General features: G+C 70.7%; 15 protein-coding genes. 4 read left to right on the top strand and 11 right to left on the bottom strand.

Features of this window, described 5'->3' with window-relative positions:
• Positions 1-804 precede the first annotated feature (804 nt).
• Positions 805-1,440, top strand: a complete 636-nt coding sequence (locus ACWGIC_RS32200; RefSeq protein ID WP_452079661.1) for a hypothetical protein — start codon at positions 805-807, stop codon at positions 1,438-1,440.
• A gap of 286 nt (positions 1,441-1,726) precedes the next feature.
• Here ACWGIC_RS32200 and ACWGIC_RS32195 read toward each other — a convergent pair whose 3' ends face one another.
• From ACWGIC_RS32195 to cmtR, 3 genes are all read right to left on the bottom strand, one after another.
• Positions 1,727-2,467: an SDR family oxidoreductase gene (locus tag ACWGIC_RS32195; protein ID WP_452079660.1), complete on the bottom strand. Its 741-nt coding sequence runs from the start codon at positions 2,465-2,467 to the stop codon at positions 1,727-1,729.
• A gap of 285 nt (positions 2,468-2,752) precedes the next feature.
• On the bottom strand, positions 2,753-3,415 hold the full coding sequence (locus ACWGIC_RS32190) for a cation transporter (protein ID WP_452079659.1): 663 nt from the start codon (positions 3,413-3,415) through the stop codon (positions 2,753-2,755).
• Positions 3,412-3,744 carry a Cd(II)/Pb(II)-sensing metalloregulatory transcriptional regulator CmtR gene (gene cmtR, locus ACWGIC_RS32185; RefSeq protein WP_452079658.1) on the bottom strand — a complete coding sequence of 111 codons (333 nt, stop codon included), beginning with the start codon at positions 3,742-3,744 and terminating at the stop codon, positions 3,412-3,414. The genes ACWGIC_RS32190 and cmtR overlap by 4 nt, the downstream gene beginning before the upstream one ends.
• A gap of 44 nt (positions 3,745-3,788) precedes the next feature.
• Between cmtR and ACWGIC_RS32180 the strand changes: the two genes are divergently transcribed.
• Positions 3,789-4,595: a helix-turn-helix domain-containing protein gene (locus ACWGIC_RS32180; protein WP_452079657.1), complete on the top strand. Its 807-nt coding sequence runs from the start codon at positions 3,789-3,791 to the stop codon at positions 4,593-4,595.
• Positions 4,596-4,640: 45 nt separating this feature from the next.
• On the opposite strand, the gene gcl is transcribed toward ACWGIC_RS32180, so the two are convergent.
• The 7 genes from gcl to ACWGIC_RS32145 all read right to left on the bottom strand — a co-directional run bounded on the left by gcl (position 4,641) and on the right by ACWGIC_RS32145 (position 12,886).
• A complete protein-coding gene (gcl, locus tag ACWGIC_RS32175) occupies positions 4,641-6,335 on the bottom strand; it encodes a glyoxylate carboligase (RefSeq protein WP_452079656.1) in 1,695 nt (564 codons plus the stop codon).
• Between the two features lie 2 nt (positions 6,336-6,337).
• A complete protein-coding gene (locus ACWGIC_RS32170) occupies positions 6,338-7,228 on the bottom strand; it encodes a 2-hydroxy-3-oxopropionate reductase (protein ID WP_452079655.1) in 891 nt (296 codons plus the stop codon).
• Entirely contained in the window at positions 7,228-8,052 is an 825-nt protein-coding gene (locus ACWGIC_RS32165; protein ID WP_452079654.1) for a hydroxypyruvate isomerase family protein, read from the bottom strand. The genes ACWGIC_RS32170 and ACWGIC_RS32165 overlap by 1 nt, the downstream gene beginning before the upstream one ends.
• Positions 8,053-8,431: 379 nt before the next feature.
• The gene (locus ACWGIC_RS32160) at positions 8,432-9,379 is read right to left on the bottom strand and encodes a sucrase ferredoxin (protein WP_452079653.1); all 948 of its coding nucleotides are present in this window, start codon (positions 9,377-9,379) and stop codon (positions 8,432-8,434) included.
• A 306-nt stretch (positions 9,380-9,685) separates the two neighbouring features.
• Entirely contained in the window at positions 9,686-10,870 is a 1,185-nt protein-coding gene (locus ACWGIC_RS32155) for a cupin domain-containing protein (protein ID WP_452079652.1), read from the bottom strand.
• Between the two features lie 270 nt (positions 10,871-11,140).
• Positions 11,141-12,151 carry a pyridoxamine 5'-phosphate oxidase family protein gene (locus ACWGIC_RS32150; RefSeq protein ID WP_452079651.1) on the bottom strand — a complete coding sequence of 337 codons (1,011 nt, stop codon included), beginning with the start codon at positions 12,149-12,151 and terminating at the stop codon, positions 11,141-11,143.
• A 93-nt stretch (positions 12,152-12,244) separates the two neighbouring features.
• Complete coding sequence (locus tag ACWGIC_RS32145) at positions 12,245-12,886, bottom strand: GntR family transcriptional regulator (protein ID WP_452079650.1); 642 nt, start codon at positions 12,884-12,886, stop codon at positions 12,245-12,247.
• Between the two features lie 93 nt (positions 12,887-12,979).
• Between ACWGIC_RS32145 and ACWGIC_RS32140 the strand changes: the two genes are divergently transcribed.
• Positions 12,980-16,315, top strand: a complete 3,336-nt coding sequence (locus ACWGIC_RS32140) for a molybdopterin-dependent oxidoreductase (protein WP_452079649.1) — start codon at positions 12,980-12,982, stop codon at positions 16,313-16,315.
• A 72-nt stretch (positions 16,316-16,387) separates the two neighbouring features.
• Positions 16,388-17,731 (top strand): NADP-specific glutamate dehydrogenase, encoded by a 1,344-nt coding sequence (gene gdhA / locus ACWGIC_RS32135; RefSeq protein ID WP_452079648.1) that lies wholly within the window; start codon positions 16,388-16,390, stop codon positions 17,729-17,731.
• A gap of 114 nt (positions 17,732-17,845) precedes the next feature.
• On the opposite strand, the gene ACWGIC_RS32130 is transcribed toward gdhA, so the two are convergent.
• Positions 17,846-18,067: a hypothetical protein gene (locus ACWGIC_RS32130; RefSeq protein WP_452079647.1), complete on the bottom strand. Its 222-nt coding sequence runs from the start codon at positions 18,065-18,067 to the stop codon at positions 17,846-17,848.
• Positions 18,068-18,167: the final 100 nt, after the last annotated feature.

Below are 18,167 nucleotides of genomic sequence, written 5' to 3'. Positions count from 1 at the left end.
GGCACGGCACGGCACGGCACGGCACGGCACGGCACGGCACGGCACGGCACGGCACGGCACGGCACGGCACGGCACGGCACGGACGAGGATGCCCTCCCCATGCCGTTCATGGCGAGCGGCATCTGCGGTAACTAGTCACGCCTGACCAGCCGCGCGCCGCCACGTCGGGACGCTGGTCGGACGCGCCGCTTGTCGCGCCTGAGTGTCGGTGCCGTGCGGTCCCAGGCACGACCGGCCGCGCGCCACGGCATCCTGACTGCCTGTCGCCTACGGCACGGCACCGCGTCTGATGGGCGGTGCCGTGCGGTGCGAGGGCCGACGAGCCACGCACCTCGGCATGGGGCTCGACGATCGTGCACCGTAGCGCCGCGGGATCGCGTCCGCCTGCCAACGGCCGGTGGCTGGCTTGGCGAGTCCCGCGCGGCAGCCGAATCCTGGCTGGGGCAAGCCGCGTTCTCGTTCAGTCGCGGATCGCGGTGCACCGCCGTGCACCTCGGTCCGCGATGAACACGTCTGCCCGACCGTCGACCCGACGGCTCGTGTCGCCACCTCCGCCGTCTCTCCGGCGGCACGGCGGCACGGCGGCACGGCGGCACGGCGGCACGGCGGCACGGCGGCACGGCGGCACGGCGGCACGGCGGCACGGCGGCACGGGCGAGCGCTCCCACGATTCCCCTCGCCCGCACCACCTCCGCAAGTGGTCTGGTCCTTTCCTACAAAGGTCCATACCACCGCGCAGTCCGCAACCCAGAAGCCGACTATCGGCCCTGACAGAACGGAAAACCCCCTGGTAGCTTCCGAATCATGCCCGCATCTCGCCGGACCAAGGCCGGAATCCCAGTCCTCGCCGCGATTTCCGTACTGCTGCTGGCTCCGCTCTCCGCGCCGGCCGCACAGGCCGCACCTCCCGGACCCGCCGGTGCCAGCGTGCACGACGAATGCAGCACCCCGTCGATCAACCGGCTGCAGAAATGGCTGGCCAGCGGCGAAGGCACGACCGTCCCGGCCACCGGGAGCCTCCTCGTCCCGGAAGGCGACGACTACGCCGCGAAGATCGCCTTCCTGAACAACGAATGGCACGTGGCCGTCGTCTGGCTGGGCAACCAGTTCGACGCCCAGGCCGACCTGAGCCATTCCGCCGGATTCTGGCTGACCTACCGCGCCGACGACGACCTCTACGTCCAGTTGCGCCCCGCCTCCCACTGGAGCGGCGGCGACAAATGGCTCACCCGCATCCCCTCGACGGGCGGCCAGCTGGTCCGCAAGTACTTCCCCTTCGACCCCGACGCCTGGACCTGGCTCCCCGAACTGGGCCAGCCGCAGTACTCGTTCACCTCCGCGCTGAGCGAAGCCCGCGGCCTGGTGTTCGTCGGCAAGACCCCCAACACCCTCGACTTCCGCGAACTCCTCATCGACGGCTACCAGCCGCCCTGCCTCTGAACCCCACCCGAACCAGGCCGCCCCACCGAAGTTCGGGAACCGGCGGGCGGGGAACAGCCTGGGCTACCGAACCCAACGGCAATTCCCCGCCACACCGGGCTTCCGACGGCAACGGCCACGCCAAACCTGACCCCACACCCCCGCGAATTCCCCCTGCAAACCGACCGCACAGCCCAGACCAGCGACGCGAGACCGCCGCCCGCACACCGGCACCAAGCACCGGCCGAACCAGCACACCCCAGAACCCCCGAACAGCACGAATCACGCCGAAACTTCCACCCCGCCGCTAATTCTGCACAGCCGGCCGAATCGTGATGTCCCCGATCTCCACCTCGTCCGGCTGCTCGACCGCGAACGCGATCGCCCGCGCCACCGCCTCCGGAGCCAGCGCGAACTCCTCGACCCGGCACCGGACCTGCTCCCGCTCCGCCGGATCGTCGATCGAATCCGCCAGCTCCGTCCGGACGAACCCGGGCGACACCGACGTCGTCCGGACCACTCCGTCCGTGGACTCCTGCCGGAGCGCTTCCAGAATCGTCCGCACCGCGTTCTTCGTCCCCGCGTATACCGCCTGCCCCGGCACGATCTTCAGCCCGGACGTCGACACCGTCGTCACCAGATGCCCCCGCCCCTGCCGGCGGAAAACCGGCAGCGCGGCCGCGATCCCGTGCAGCACGCCGCGAACGTTCACGTCGATCATCGCGGACCAGCCGTCGACGTCCCCGTCCGCCACCGGCCCCAGTTTGGCGACCCCGGCGTTGCCCACCAGCACGTCCAGCTTGCCGAACTCCTCGACTGCCCGCTGCACGAGCCGGTCCAGGTCCGCGCGCCGGGTCACGTCGGTGGCACACGCGACCGCCCGGCCGCCGCCGTCGCGGATTTCCTTCACCAGCGCGTCGAGCCGGTCCTCGCGGCGCGCGCCCAGGACCACCGCCGCGCCCCGTGCGGCGAGCAACCGGGCGGTCGCCTCGCCGATTCCGCTGCTCGCCCCGGTGATCGCGACGACTTTCCCAGTCAGAACAGACATTTTTTCACCCCTCAGGCATAACCGGACACGTGTCCGAACAGCTTACCGGACACGTGTCCGCATCGGCGGACGGCGGGAACGGCATCAACATCGGCCGGAGTGCAGTCAAGGAAGCGTGAGCACCGGCGAAATCCGGCCCCGCACCAGGTCATGCTCAGCCGACCTGAACGAACCACCGGAGAAAGGCCCCCAGGTGAGCGACCTAGCTGCCCCGCTGCTGCTGATCGGCGTATTCGTCGCGATGGCCATGGCTTTGCGCGCCATCCAGCGACACCTGGCCCGCGATCAGCAGCAGTGCTCGCCCCGCCAGGCCTCGAGCCCCTCGCGGACCGCGACCGCGGCGATCACCAACGCCGCGACGGGATCCGCCCAGTACCAGCCGAACACGGCGTTCACCAGCAGCCCGACCAGCAGGACTCCGGAGAGGTAGGTGCAGAGAAGCGTCTGCTTCGAGTCGGCGACCGCGCTCGCGGAGCCGAGTTCCCGGCCGGCTCGGCGCTGCGCACCCGAAAGCACCGGCATCACCACCAAAGACACTGCGGCAAGCACGATCCCGACTGTCGAATGCGAAGCCTCGCTGCCGAACAGCGACCGCACCGAATCGACCGTCACATAAGCCGCCAGCAGGAAGAACGACACCGCGATCACCCGCAACGCGGCCCGCTCCCGGCGCTCCGGATCCGCGCTGGCGAACTGCCACGCCACCGCGACGGCGGACAGCACCTCAGCCACCGAGTCGAGCCCAAAGGCGACGAGCGCGGACGAGGAAGCGATCGTCCCGGCCGAGACCGCGACGATCGCTTCGACCACGTTGTACGTGATGGTCCCGGCGACCAGCCATCGCACTCGCCGGTGCAAGACCGCCCGCCGGGCGGCATCCGGACGCGAAGGGACGCCGCGGCTGTCCACCGGCGGCTCCGACTGGCAACCCGAGCAGCAATCCGTCATCGCGCTGCCCGAGTCTCCTCGGCACACGCATCCGTCGGCGCGACAGCCAGAACCACCTGGGTCAGCTCCGACAACGCGTGCGCGAGATGCGGATCGGCGATCGCGTACCGGACCTGCCGCCCCTCGTAGGTCGCGATCACCAGCCCGCACCCGCGCAGGCAAGCGAGATGGTTCGAGACATTCGACCTGCTCAACCCCAGCCGCGAAGCCAGCTGCGCCGGATACACGACACCGTCCAGCAGCGCCACGAGGATCCGGCAGCGCGTCGGATCCGCCAGCGCCCGGCCAAGGCGGGCAAGCGCCAGCTCTCGGGTCTCTGAGATCAGCACAGCCGCAACAGTACAGCACTCAATGAATCGAATAAACTGTCCTCGTGGACAACCTCCTCGGCGACTTCCTCCGCGCCCGCCGCGAGCGGATCTCCCCCGCCGACGTCGGGCTGCCGGACAACGGCCGGCGCCGCGTGCGAGGACTGCGCCGCGAAGAACTCGCGCTCCTGGCCGGAATCAGCAGCGACTACTACATCCGGCTGGAACAGGGACGCGACCAGAACCCGTCGGCACAAGTGCTCGACGCGCTGGCCCGGGCACTCGGCCTGGACGAACCCTCCCGGCAGCATGTGCACCAGCTCGCGGGCCCGCTCCCGGCCGGCCAAGCCGAGCCGCATGTGCCCGCGAGCATCGCCGAGCTGATCTCCGCCTGGACGGCGAATCCGGCGTACGTCCAGGACCGCCTGACCAATGTCCTCGCCGCGAACCCGGTCGCCGCGGCGCTTTCGCCCCACTACGCGGCCGGCCGGAACCTCCTCGCCGCTCTCTTCCTCGACCCGGCCGAACGAGAACTCCGCCGCGACTGGGACCAGACGGCGGCCGACGGCGTCGCCGGCCTGCGCGCCGCGCTCGGCCCCGGCATCGCCGACCCCGCAGCGAGCGAACTGATCGCCGGCCTCGCCGCCCGCAGCGAACACTTCCGGGAGCTCTGGGCCCGGCACGACGTCAGACCGCGCACCGGCCACCTCGTCCGCTTCCGGCACCCGAAGGCCGGAGAGATGAACCTGCACAGCGACAAACTCGACATCCCCGGCCCGACGTCGCTGCAGCTGGTGGTCTTCCACGCGACGCCGGGGACCCGCGACGCCGAGGCGCTCGCGTCCCTGGCGGGCCTGGTTCCCGTGCGCTAGCACCAGAAACCGGGCCGGAGCACGAAGGCCCCGGCCCGGTCGCCGTCAGTCGGCCGCTTCGAACTCGCGCACCGCGTCCAGTGCGGCGCCCATCGCGGCGTTGCCCTCGCGTTCGATCATGATCTCGACCAGCACCGGCCGCCGGGTGCGTTCGGCTTCCTTCCGCGCCCATTCGAGTGACGACCGGATCTCGCCCGGGTCCTCGACGCGCGTGCCCGAGCAGCCGTAGGCCTCCATGATCTTCACGTTGTCCGTGCCGCGGTCGTCGTAGTGGATGTCGACCTGGTAGTTCATCTCGTACGGCAGCTCGGACTGGCGGATCAGGCCCAGGTACTCGTTGTTGAGCATGACCAGCACGAACCCGACGTCGTACTGCGCGGCGACCGCCAGCTCCTCCACCAGGAACTGGAACGAGTAGTCGCCGACCACGCCGACGACCTCGGCGTCCGGACGGGCCTTCTTGACGCCGATCGCGGCCGGGATCTCCCAGCCGAGCGGGCCGGCCTGGCCGCACACCTGGTAGTGCCGCGGCAGGTGCGCGCGCTGGAACTGCCCGGACCAGATCTGGTACAGCCCGATCGCCGTCACGAAATACGTCTCGGGACCGTAGAACTCGTTGAGTTCCTTGAACACCCGCGGCGCCTTGATCGGAGTGCAGTCGAAGTCCTCCTTGCGGAGCAGCTCCGCTTTGAGGTCGCCGAGCCGCTTGACCCACGCGCGGTCCCGCGCCGGAGCGGTGCGCGCGTCGAGAGCCGCCAGCAGCGCTTCCAGGAACTCCCGGGTGTCCGACACGACGCCGAGGTCCGGGCCGAACACCTTGCCCAGCTGCGTGGGCTCGATGTCGACGTGGATGAACTTCCGGTCGCCGCGGTACACCGACAGCTCGCCGGTGTGCCGGTCGCCGAAGCGCGCACCCAGCGCCAGGACGAGGTCGGATTCGAGGAACGCGGCGTTGGCCCAGCGCTGCGACGTCTGGATGCCCGCCATGCCCGCGAACAGCTCGTGGTCCTCGGGGAAACTGCCCTTGCCCATCAGCGTGACGCCGACCGGGACTCCGAGCCGTTCCGCGAGCCGCCGCAGCGGGTCGCTCGCCTCGCCGAGCACGACGCCGCCGCCGGCCAGGATCAGCGGGCGTTCGGCGGCGAGCAGCAGGTCCAGCGCCCGTTCGACCCGCGCCGGGGACGGTTTGACCGTGCTGACCGGCAGCGCCGAGTCGATCGAGGAATCCCATTCGATCATCTGCTTCTGCACGTCGATCGGCAGGTCGATGAGCACCGGGCCGGGCCGTCCGGACCGCGCGATCCGGAACGCCTCGCGGAAGATCCACGGCAGCTGCGCGGCTTCCTTCACCTGGACCGCCCACTTCGTGACCGGCCGGGCGATCTCGACGATGTCGACCGCCTGGAACGCTTCCTGGTGCAGTTTCGTCGTCGCGGCCTGCCCGGTGATGCACAGGATCGGGACCGAATCCGCGTGCGCGGTGTACAGGCCGGTGATCATGTTCGTGCCCGCCGGACCGGACGTGCCGATCGCGACGCCGACGTTGCCGGTGGTGCGCGACCAGCCGTCGGCCATGTGCGTCGCGCCTTCTTCGTGGCGGACGACCAGATGGTCGATGCCGCGGCCTCGCATCGCGTCGTACAGCGGCAGGATCGCCGCTCCTGGGCAGCCGAAAGCGACGTCGACGCCCTCGTCGACCAGCACGTCGACGACTGCCTGCATAGCGGGGACCCGGGCCATGGTCAAACCTCCTCGGACGAGCGGCCGGACAGTTCTTCGACGACCTTCAGCAGCGCGGAGTGGTCCAGCGAGCCGTAGCCCATCGCTCGCCCGGCCGCGACCAGCTGCGCGACCAGGCCGGTCAGCGGGAGCGCCACGCCGGACTGCCGGGCCGCGGCGAGCGCGATGCCCATGTCCTTGTGGTGCAGGTCGATCCGGAAGCCCGGCTCGAACTGCCGCGCGACCATCGACTTCCGTTTCAGCTCCAGGATCCGGCTTCCGGCGAGACCGCCCGCCAGCACGTCGAGCCCGGTGCCCGCGTCCACTCCGGACGCTTCCAGCAGCACGATCGCCTCGGCGACCAGCCCGTAGATCCCGCCGACCACCAGCTGGTTGGCCGCCTTCACGACCTGGCCCGCGCCGTGCGGACCGACGTGCACCACCGTCTTGCCGAGTGTGTCGAAAACCGGCTTCGCCGCGGCGAAATCGGCCTCGTCGCCGCCGACCATAATGGACAGTGCGGCCTGTTCGGCTCCGGCCTGGCCGCCGGAGACCGGGGCGTCAAGCACGCGGATCCCCTTGGCCGCACCGGCTTTCGCGACCTCGATCGACGTCTCCGGCCGGATGGTGCTCATGTCGGCCAGCAGCGTGCCGCGCGCGATCGTGTCGAGCACGCCGCCCGGCGCGAGCACGACCTGCTCGACCTGCGGGTGGTTCGGCAGCATGGTGATCACGACCTCGGCCCCGGACACCGCGTCGGCGACGTCGCTCGCCGCGCGGCCGCCCGCCGCTTCCAGTTTGGCCAGCGCGTCGGCGTTGAGGTCGAACCCGCTCACCTCGTGTCCGGCGGCGGCCAGGTGCGCGGCCATCGGCGTGCCCATCACGCCCAGTCCGATGAACCCGATCCTGCTCATCAGTTTCCCCTTCGCTCGTACGGCAGCCAGGCCAGCGAGTCCACAGTGGAACCGTCCGGTTTGTACTCGATGCCCACCGGACCGGCGTAGCCCGCCGCCTGCAGCTTTTCCAGATGTCCTTCGAGATCCAGCTCCCCCGTGCCCGGCTGGTGCCGGCCCGGCGCGTCGGCGATCTGCACGTGCCCGGTGCGCGGGGTGTAGCGGGCGATCACGGTGTCGAGGTCGTCGCCGTTGACCGCCAGGTGGTAGAGGTCCGCGAGCAGCCGGACGTTGTCCAGGCCCAGCTCGTCGAGCACCGCGACCGCGTCGGCGGCGGTCTTCAGCGGGTACGCCGGGGTGCCGGACAGCGGTTCGAGCACCAGCTGCGCGCCGATGCCCTCGGCCGCTTTCGCCGCGGTGGCGAGATGCGCACGGGCCAGATCGTCCTGTTCGGACGGTGCGATCCCGTCGATCCGGTTGCCGTACAGCGCGTTGAAGCTGCGGCAGCCGAGCCGTTCGGCCAGCCGGAGCGCGACCGTCAGGCTCGTCGCGAACTCCGCCTCGCGGCCGACCCACGACACGAGCCCGCGCTCGCCCGCGGCCATGTCGCCCGCGTAGAAGTTCAGCCCGGTCAGCTGGACGCCCGCCTGCTCGACCGACCGCGCGAACCGGTCGACGTCGGCCTCGGACGGGTCTGCGCTGTCGAACGGCCACCAGTATTCCGCCTTGGTGAAGCCCGCTGCCCGAGCGGCCTGCGCGCGCTCGAGCAGCGGGAGTTCGGCGAACAGGATCGACAGGTTGGCGGTGTAGGGCAGCGAGTGCCGCTCCCCGGCGGGACCGGTCATGAGTACCTCGGCTCCTCACATCTCGATCAGCTAATTTCGCTTTGTGGAAGTTTTCTTCCGTAGTTCGAGAATAGCTGGACGCGGAGGGTCCGGTCAACGGGCAGCTGGCAGGTTTCGACCGGGGTGCGGGCGGCGAAGATCCGCCTAGACGTCATTCGGCTCGGTCGTTCGGGCGATGGCCACGCGCATGGAAGCAAGCATGATCATCGGCGTCGCGCGACGGACTGTCCACAATGGATCATTTGCGTTCCACAGTATACTGTCGGGTAGTTTTTCTTTCAGCTGAACGGAATTACCGTCGCCGTGCGATTGAGCACCCCGATTGCGGCGCGCCTGAAGCATGAAATGTCGTACTTCAGGTCCTCAGGCAAAGCCGCTGTCAGACCTCGCGCACGGACTCCGCCACGAACCCGGCCAGCACCAGCCGGGCAGTGCACCGGCTGTGCCCGGCGGCCGTCGCCGCCGTGCGCCGCACCATCACTTCGTACCGTCGTCCGCCCGCCTCGACCAGCACGGTCCGGACGTCGCCCCGGGTTTCCTCCGTCACCGCAAGGACGGCGTCGAGGCCGCGCAGTCCGGTACGGCCGCGGATCTCGATTTCGGCGAACTGCGACCACGCGCTCTCCGCGGAGGTGCGGCCGCGCAGGTTCTCCAACCGGACGTTCCCGCCGAGTGCTTCCTTCGCCGCCAGTTCGGCTTCGGGCACTGCGAGGCTGCCGTGCAGATAACCGTCCGGCACGGTCAGGAGGTTGCCAGCCCAGCGATCGCCGCCGACGTGGCTGACTTCCCACACCCGCCCGGGGTGGTTCTGCGTGAGGCTGGTCGCCAGCGGGCGGCCGAAAACCGCGCAGCACATGTCCTTGCTGCCGTGGGTGCACACGAGAAAGAGCGGGCCGGACACCGGTTCGCCGTGCCCGCTGCGTCCGGCGGCGACCGCTTCGAGGTCGAGAGGCGCGAGTTCGGCAAGGTCGGCGACGTCGAGCCGTTCCGTCCAGCGGTTGCCGGGCCGTCCGCTGGCGACGTAAACCGCGCGCGGGGCGCCTGGCGTCCGCACGTGCCGACCTGGCTTGCGGATCAACAGCGGGCGCAGGCCCGCATCGCGCGCGGCGTCGAGACGATCGGCGGGAAAGACCGAGGCCAAGACCTCCTCGAGCGCGTCCGGGCCCCACGCCCCCGGCTGCTCGATCAGCAGCCAGGACGTCATCCGCGCGGCGGTGCCGGCGGGCTCGCCGCCGAGTTCGCGCGTCAGGGCGGCGCATCCGGGCGCAGCGCCCTGGCCCGGGAAGCACATTCCCGGCCCGGGGTGCCGCACGTCGGGCTTAGGCATGCCTAAGTATAGCTGACCCCGCGCGGCGCCCTTCCAGCACGACCCGTCCCCGGTGCGCGACGTCACTCGATCGAGCAATGCCCGGCGCGGTCCCGGATCAAGCGCCGGGGGCGAAGCCACCGACGACCAGCTTCTCCGCGACAACGCCCGCACCGTCGCCGGGGCACGCCCGGCGAATCGCAGGTCAAGCCCGGTCCGCCAGGCTCTGGACGCCCCTTCGAAAACGCACCAGCCGCTCGGGGCCCGGCGAGGCTTCCGCTCAAGCCCGGACCACGAAGCTCTGGTACCGCCCGGCAAGACTTCCGCTCAAGCCCGAGCGACGAGACCCTGCACGACCAGCTCCCGCAAAAGCGCCCGCACCGTCGCCGGGGGCAAGTCCGGCGCGGCGTCGGCGAGCACCTTGAACGGCTGCGGACCGCACCCGAGCAACGCGGCGAGCACCGGGCGCGCGGCCTCGGCGAAGACCAGCCGCTTCCCCGCCCCGACCAGGGCCACCGTGCCGTCGCCGTCCGCCAGTGCGGCGCGCGGGACGAGCAATCGGACCTCGAAGTCGTCGGGCGGCAGCAGCTCCGCCGTCGCCGCCCACGGCAGGCCGATCCGGGTCTGGGCCGGTGCCTGGGCGTCCCGGTCGGCGAGGAACCGGTCGACCACGTCGCCCGAGGTCAGCTCGGCGATCCGGCGGCGCAGCGCTTCGGCGCGCTCGGCCCGCGCGTCCGGACCGGCGAACCGGGGCAGGTCGGCGCGGAACAGCTCGTCGGACCGCAGCTGGTCGGCCAGCCACGCCACGAGGTCGACGCCGGTGGCTGCGTTGAACCCGATCGTCAGGTGCAGGGACTCCTCGCCGACGGCGGACACGTCGTGCCAATGCCCGCGCGGCAGGTAGAGGACGTCGCCGTCTTCCAGCAGGAAGTCGTCGTACGGCTCGCCTTCCGGGCGTTCCGGGAGTTCGACGTCCCGCTGCAGCGGCGAAGGCCGGGTGACCCCGTGCAGGCGCCACCGCTTCCGCCCGGAAAGCTGGAGGATGAACGCGTCGTGGTCGTCCCAGTGCACGTCGAAGCCGTGCGTGGTGCCCCAGCCCGCGTACAGGTTGACCTGGATCCGCTCGCGCAGGTCGTGTTCGAGCCTGCTCGCCAGCTCGCCGACTTCGCCGGCCAGTTCGTTGACCGAGTCGAGCACGAGGGTCGCGCCTGCCCGCAGGTGTTCGGCGAACGGAGCCGGCAGCACGCGCGGGACCAGGCCGTTGCGCCGGGTCGAGACCATTTCGGTGTAGGTGTGCGCGGGGACGACGTCGCCGTCGAGGGCGAGCCGCAGCCGCGGGAATTCGAGCCGGTGCTGGCGCAGCACCCGGTCCAGCTCCGGCCACGGGAGCAGGGACGCGAACCGGCCCTTCTCCCCCGGGAACCGCCGCGGGGCTTTGCCCAGGACGTCCGCGAAGAACTGGCCGGCCTCGAGCGGTGCCACGAGGCCGGCCAGTCCGGGAATCTCCGTCATGGAGCGGGTCAACGGCTAGTCGTTGCCGTCGTTGTCGGCGACCGCGCCGTTGGCCTTGCCGCGGTCGACCGCGGCGGTCAGCGGTTCCACGCTCAGCAGCAGGCCGCTCGCGGCCGCGTCGGTGTCGGTTGTCATGCGTTCTTGAGCCATCCGGACCTCGCAACGTCGACGACTGGGCGCGCTTCACGCTACGGGAGATCACCGGAGCGGACATCGGTCATTTGAGTAGTCTTCGGCGGGTTGTCGATCACTCTCAGCCGAACCGGACGGTCACAGATTCTCCCGGTAGTCCTGGTCGAGACCGGCTCGCACCAGCCGCTCGGTCACCCCGGCCCGCACCTGCTCCGCGGTGGTGCCCGCGGTCTCGTTCAGCTTGAGGTGATCGGTCCAGATGGCCGCCGGACGCGGCAGGTCGGCGGGGTCGACGTGCCGGGCCGGGTCCCACAATCCGGCGTCGCGCACCGCGGTGCTCTCGGCGAGGCGCACGGTCTCGATCTCCACCTTCAGCACTGCTTTCGGGGTGCGGTTGCGCTCGGTCATCGACTCGCGCAGCGCGGATTCCGTGCTGACGACCGCCGTCCCGGTGATTTCCAGGGTGCGAGTGTCCCCGGGAACGACGGCCACGAGAGCCGCCTCCGGGCGTTCGACCACGTTGTGGAACGTGTCGGTCCGCCGGTTGCCCGGCCGGTCGGCGAGCACCACCGTCGAGGGCCCGAGCATCCGCGCGACCCCGGGAGGATCGCCCTTGGGGCTGGCGTCCGCGAGACCGGAGCCGTCCCGCGAGGTGATCACCGCGAATGGCGCGGCGGCAAGGAAAGCAGCCGCCGCGGGCCCGAGGGTCGGACCTTCCTCGACGGCGTCGGGGTCCGCTGGCGCGGGAGCGGGTCCCCACAGGTGCGAGCGGATCACCGCTTTGCCGCAATGGAGGAACGCCTCCTCGACGAGGAGGCCGTCTTCGGAGAGAGTTCCGTTGATCCGCAAGGTTTCGCGCCACCCGGGCAGGAGCACCAGCAGCGCGGCGCCGGTGCCCGGCTCGGCGTCCGGCGGAACCGGCAGCTTCAGCTGCGACTCGGTCTCCGCCTTCGCGAAGCCGGGCGTCCCGCCGACCAGCTCGGCCCGCTGCCGGCCACTGGCGTCGACGTAGCCGAGCGCGGCGGCGGGGCTGCGGGCGAGCAGGGCGCGGCAATGCAGGTCGAGATGGCCGATCGACTTCATCATGACCGGCAGCGGCCGTTCGCCCACCACGTTTTCCAGGTCCGGCACGGCGCAGATGATCCCCATGGAGTTAGGTTAGCCTAATAAGGCGGCGGAGTCTGCGGGGTTTCGCTCGGCCCGCGCCAGGCACACCGAATCCTCTCCGCCGCATGGGGCCGGTCAGCCAGACGCCCACTCCGCCCGGACGTGCTTCAGGTGCGCCCTGATCTGCCCCTCCAGCCGAACCCAATCGCGCTCCGCGATCGCCGCCAGCATCTCCCGGTGTTCCCGCGCCGAATCGGCCAGCCTGCCGTGCTCCGCGAGCATGTCCAAGCCGTACAACCGCGTCTGGTCCCGCAGGGTGGCGATCGCGGCGATCAGCCGCTCGTTCCCGGCGAGGGCCAGCAGGTCCAGGTGGAACCGGCGGTCGGCCTCCAGGAAACGCGCCACCTCGCCCGCCTCGGCGGCGGACTCGATGTCGGCGGCGAGGCCGTCCAGCCGGGCCAGGTCGCCGGGGCCGGCGGCCGCGCCGGCGGACAACGTCGCCGGGACCTCCAGCAGCAGCCGCATCTCGTAGATCTCGTCCAGGTCGCGTTCGGTCATCGCGACGACCCGGTAGCCGCGGTTGCGGACCGGTTCCAGGAGGCCCTGGTTGACCAGCGTCAGCAACGCCTCGCGCACCGGGCTGCTCGACACGCCCAGGCGCGTCGCGAGCGCGGCGGCCGAATAGATGTCGCCGGAGCGCAGTTCGCCGGACACCATCGCCTGCCGCACCACTTCGAGCACTTGTTCGCGCAGGTTCTTGCGCTGCAGCTGCTTCACCGGGCGATCCTCCGCTCCCGCGGGCTTGACTTCGCCCGCTTCCGTCCCGCATCGTAGCTTAGTAACCGGTAGCCGGTTACTAAGGAGTAACTAATGTCTGAGGTCCGGGGTTACTGCACGTTGTGCCGGTCGCGCTGCGGCGCGGTCTACACGCTCGAGAACGGCGCGCTGCGCGGCGTCCGGCCGGATCCCGCGCATCCGACCGGCGCCGCGTTGTGTCCGAAGGGCCGGGCCGCGCCCGAGCTGGTGCACTCCCCCGAACGGCTGCGCCGGCCGTTGCGCCGCACGACGCCGAAGTCCGATCCGGATCCGCGCTGGCGCGAGATCAGCTGGGACGAAGCGCTGGCCGAGACGGCGGACCGGCTCGGGAGCATCCGCGCGGCCAGCGGGGCCGAGGCGGTCGCGTTCTCCGTCACCTCCCCCAGCGGCACGCCGATGTCCGACGCGATCGACTGGGTCGAACGGTTCATCCGGCTCTTCGGCAGCCCCAACACGGTGTACGCGACCGAAATCTGCAACTGGCACAAGGACTTCGCGCACGCGTTCACGTTCGGCTCGGCATTGCCCGCGCCGGATTACGCGGGCACGGACTTCGCGGTGTTGTGGGGGCACAACCCGGCCAAGGTGTGGCTCGCGCAGTCCGCCGCGCTGGCCGGGGCCCGGCCGCGGAAGCTGGCCGTCGTCGATCCGCGGCGGACCGCCAGCGCGGTGCAGGCTGAGCACTGGCTCCGGGTCCGGCCGGGCACCGACGACGCGCTCGCTCTCGGGGTCGCGCGGGCGCTGCTCGAGCGTCGCGGGCACGACGAGGCTTTCGTGCGGTCGTGGACCAACGCTCCCCTGCTGGTCCGGGCCGACACTGGCCGGTTTTTGCGGGCGGCGGAAATCGATCCCGCGGCAGCTGGCTTCGCGGTGTGGGACGAGGTCGCCGACCAGGGCGAGCCGTACGACACGGACTATCCGGCGAACAGGCCGGAGAGGTTCGCGCTGCACGGAGAACGCCGTGTGCGCACGTTGGCCGGTTCGATCGACTGTGTTCCCGCGTTCGAGCACTACACGCAGGCCTGCGCCGCGTGGCCGCTCGACCGGGCAGAAGCGGTGACGACCGTCGAGGCCGCGGCGATCGAGGCTTTCGCGGCCGACCTCGCCGAGGCCAAGTCCGTGACGTACGCGGCTTGGACAGGCGTCGGCCAGCACGCGAACGCGACGCAGACCGAGCGTGCGATCGCCACTCTTTACGCGCTCACCGGCAGCTACGACTCCCCCGGCGGCAACGTCGTCCTGCCGAAACATCCCGTCGCGCCCGTCTCGTCCCCGGACCTGCTCACGCCTGAGCAGCGGGCGAAAGCACTTGGCCTGCAAGAGTTTCCGCTCGGACCGCCGGCGCAAGGCTGGGTGACCGCGCGCGACTTCTGCCGCGCCGTCCTCGAAGAAAAGCCCTATCCGGTCCGAGCGCTGGTGTCGTTCGGCGGGAATCTCCTGCTCTCCCAGCCCGATCCGCAGCGCACCGCGGAAGCACTGCGGCGCTTGGAGTTCTCGGTGCATCTCGACCTGTTCGAGAACCCGACCGCACGGTTCGCCGACCTTCTGCTGCCCGCCCAGACGCCGTGGGAGCACGAGGCGGTCAAGGCGGGGTTCGAAATTTCGCGTGCGGCGCAGGAACGCGTCCAGCTGCGGCCGCGGATGAACGAACCGGTCGGCGAGTCGCGTTCGGACACTGAGGTCGTGTTCGAGCTGGCCGGCCGGATGGGACTCGGCGCGGAGTTCTTCGACGGCCGCATCGAGGACGGCTGGGATTACCAGCTGGCACCGCTCGGCCTCACTGCCGCAGAGCTGCGCGAGCGGCCGGGCGGCGTCGATCTGCCGTTGCGGACCGAGTACCGCAAGTACGCCGAACGTGCGGAAAATGGCGCGGTGACTGGGTTTGCGACGCCGACCCGGCGGGTCGAGCTGTATTCCGAACGGCTCGCCGAGCATGGCCAGCCCGCGGTTCCGACCGCCTGCCCGCCAGAACCGGACGCGCGGCTCCCGCTGGTGCTGACCTGCGCGAAGAACGGGTACTTCTGCCACAGCCAGCATCGCGGGATTTCGTCGCTCCGCAAGCGGTTTCCCGAACCCGTCGTCGAGCTGAGCGCGGAACTCGCGGCGGAGCGCGCGATCGAGGACGGACAATGGGTGCGCATCACGACCGCTGCCGCGGACGTCCGGATGCGGGCGCGGGTCGATCCCGCGCTGCACCGCGATGTCGTCGTGGCGGAGTACGGCTGGTGGCAACCGGCCCCTGATCTCGCGCTGCCCGGTTCGGACCCGCTCGAGGACGGCGGGACCAACTACAACCTGCTCGTCGGCGACGACGCCCACGACCCGGTGAGCGGATCGGTCCCGTTGCGCTCGACGTTCTGCGACGTCCAGCCGGACGAAGCGGAGCCGTGGACCGGGCAGCGGGAGTTCGTGGTCGAGCGCGCGGAGTTCGAGACCGAGGACATCCGCTCGGTGCGGCTCGAGCCGGTCGGCGACGGGCCGGTGCCGGAGTTCCGCGCCGGGCAGCACATCACCGTCGCCTGGCCGGACGCACCGGGGCTGACCCGCAGCTATTCGCTCACGGGACCGGCGAAGGCCCCGGGCGGCGGGTACGCGATCGCGGTGCGGCGGGTGCCGGGCGGGCAGTTCTCGCCTGCCGTGCACGACCGGCTCCGGCCGGGAACCCGGCTGCTGGTCACGGCCCCGTCCGGCGGGTTCGCGCTGCCGACTGTCCATTCGCGGCCGATCGTGCTGCTGGCCGCCGGGATCGGGATCACGCCGTTCCTGAGCTATCTGGAGACTCTCGACCCCGCCTCCGCGCCGGAGATCGTGCTGCACCACGGCAGCCGCGACCGGTCCCGGCACGCGTTTCGCGAGCGCATCGCCGAGCTGGCGGGCCGCCTGCCCACTGTCCGGATCCTGGACCACTACAGCCGTCCCGGGCCGGACGACCGCTGCGATTTCACCGGCCGGATCACCGCCGGAAGCATCGACGCCGGCCTGATCCGGCGGCGGGCCCGGTTCTACCTGTGCGGGCCGGAGACCATGCTGGACGAACTGACCGCGGACTTGGCGGCGCGGGGTGTGCCGCGCTTCGACATCTTCGCCGAGAAGTTCCACGCCTCGCCCGCCCCGGTCCGGATCCCGGACGACGCGACGGCCACCGTGCGGTTCGCGAGGTCCGGCCGCGAGGTCACCTGGCGGGCAGGCGACGGGGATCTGCTGCGGTTCGCCGAGGCTTCCGGGATCGCGCTTCCCAGCGGATGCCGGCTCGGGCAGTGCGAAAGCTGCGCAGTACCGGTGTTGGAGGGAACCGTCGCGCATCTGGTCGCGGTCGCCGACGATCTGCCCGAGAGCCAGTGCCTCGCCTGCCAGGCGGTGCCCACCGCGGATGTAGTGCTCGACGCCTGAGCCCGGTCACCCCTAACCGCGCGAACCCCGTCTGGGGTGCGACATCCGGCGCGCGGACGGCATCATCGGCGGATGCCACTCGACCAGACATCGCGCGAAGTGTACGAGGACATCGTCCGGAAGAACCCGGCCGAGCCGGAGTTCCACCAGGCTGTGTACGAAGTGCTGGAAGCGATCCGGCCCGCGCTGCAGCGGGATCCGGAGCTGCGCGACGCGGCGATGCTGGAACGGCTCTGCGAGCCGGAACGGCAGGCGATGTTCCGCGTGGTCTGGACCGACGACGCGGGCGCGGTGCACGTCAACCGCGGCTTCCGGGTCGGGTTCAGCTCGGTGCTCGGGCCGTACAAGGGCGGGCTGCGCTTCCGCGGCGACGTCACGCTCGGCACGGTCAAATTCCTCGCCTTCGAGCAGATTTTCAAGAACGCGCTCACCGGCCTCGGCATCGGCGCGGGCAAGGGCGGGTCCGATTTCGACCCGGCGGGCCGCAGCGACGGCGAGATCATGCGGTTCTGCCAGGCGTTCATGACCGAACTGGTCCGGCACATCGGCCCGGACACCGACGTCCCGGCAGGCGACATCGGCGTCGGCGGGCGGGAGATCGGCTATCTTTTCGGCCAGTACAAGCGGCTCGCCAACCGCTACGACGCGGGCACGATCACCGGCAAGAACCCGTTGCTGGGCGGCATTCCGGCGCGTCCGGAAGCCACCGGCTACGGGACCGTGTACTTCCTCGAAGCGATGCTCGGCGCGCGCGACGAATCGTTCTCCGGCCGCACCGCGGTGGTGTCCGGTTCAGGCAACGTCGCATACCACGCGATCGCGAAACTCCGGGAACTCGGCGCGAAGCCGATCGTGTGCTCGGACTCCGGCGGGTACATCCACGATCCGCGCGGCATCGACCTGGAAGTGCTGCACGAAGTGAAGGTCGCGCGGCGCGGACGGCTGTCGGAGTACGCCGACCGGGTACCGTCGGCGAAGTACGTCACCGACGGCACGCCCTGGGAGGTCCCGTGCGACCTCGCCCTCCCTTGCGCGACCCAGAACGAACTGGACGAGCAATCCGCGTTGCGGCTGGTGAAAAACAACGTCCGCGCGGTCGCCGAGGGCGCGAACATGCCGTGCACGCCCGGTTCGCTCCAGATCTTCCGCGAGGCCGGGGTCGCGGTCGGCCCCGGCAAGGCCGCGAACGCGGGCGGGGTGGCGGTGTCGGCGCTGGAGATGCGGCAGAACGCGGCGCGCGAGCAGTGGACGTTCGAGCGCACTGACCGGACGCTGCGGGACATCATGACCGACATCCACCGGACCTGCCTCGAAACCGCCGACGAGCACGGGGTCGCCGGGGATTACGTGAGCGGGGCGAACATCGCGGGATTCCGCAAGGTGGTCGCGGCGATGGACGTCTGCGGTTACATCTGAGCCGGACCGCCGGGATCCGGGTGGGCCGCGTGGCTTTCACCGGCCGTGCCAGCTGCCGCAGGGAAACCGCCCTGCGGCAGCCGCTTGCCGGGAGGAGACGGTGCCTGGAGGCCGTCAGCGCGCGGTGGAAAACGTGACCACGACATAGAGCAGGAACAGCAGCCCGGCGACCCCGAGAACGGCGGCGATGGCACTCTGCAGCCAAGTGGCCAGGCCGACCGCGGCCCGCTGGCGGTAGCTGGTGTAGCGCGCGCGGGTCTGGCTGGCTCTGTCCAGCAGCCCTCCCACGAAAAGACCGGCGCCCAGGACAAGCAAGATGATGAGCAACGTCGGCATGACCGGGCGCCTCCTTCGGTGGCACGCTGTTTCTGAGGTATAGACAGCGAGAATCCAGGGCCGGCCGCCTGGCGGCTATGGGACAAGGTCTCCCGGTCCA

This window comes from Amycolatopsis sp. NPDC054798 (genome assembly GCF_053611505.1).
This window is presented reverse-complemented; position numbering and strand designations above follow the sequence as displayed.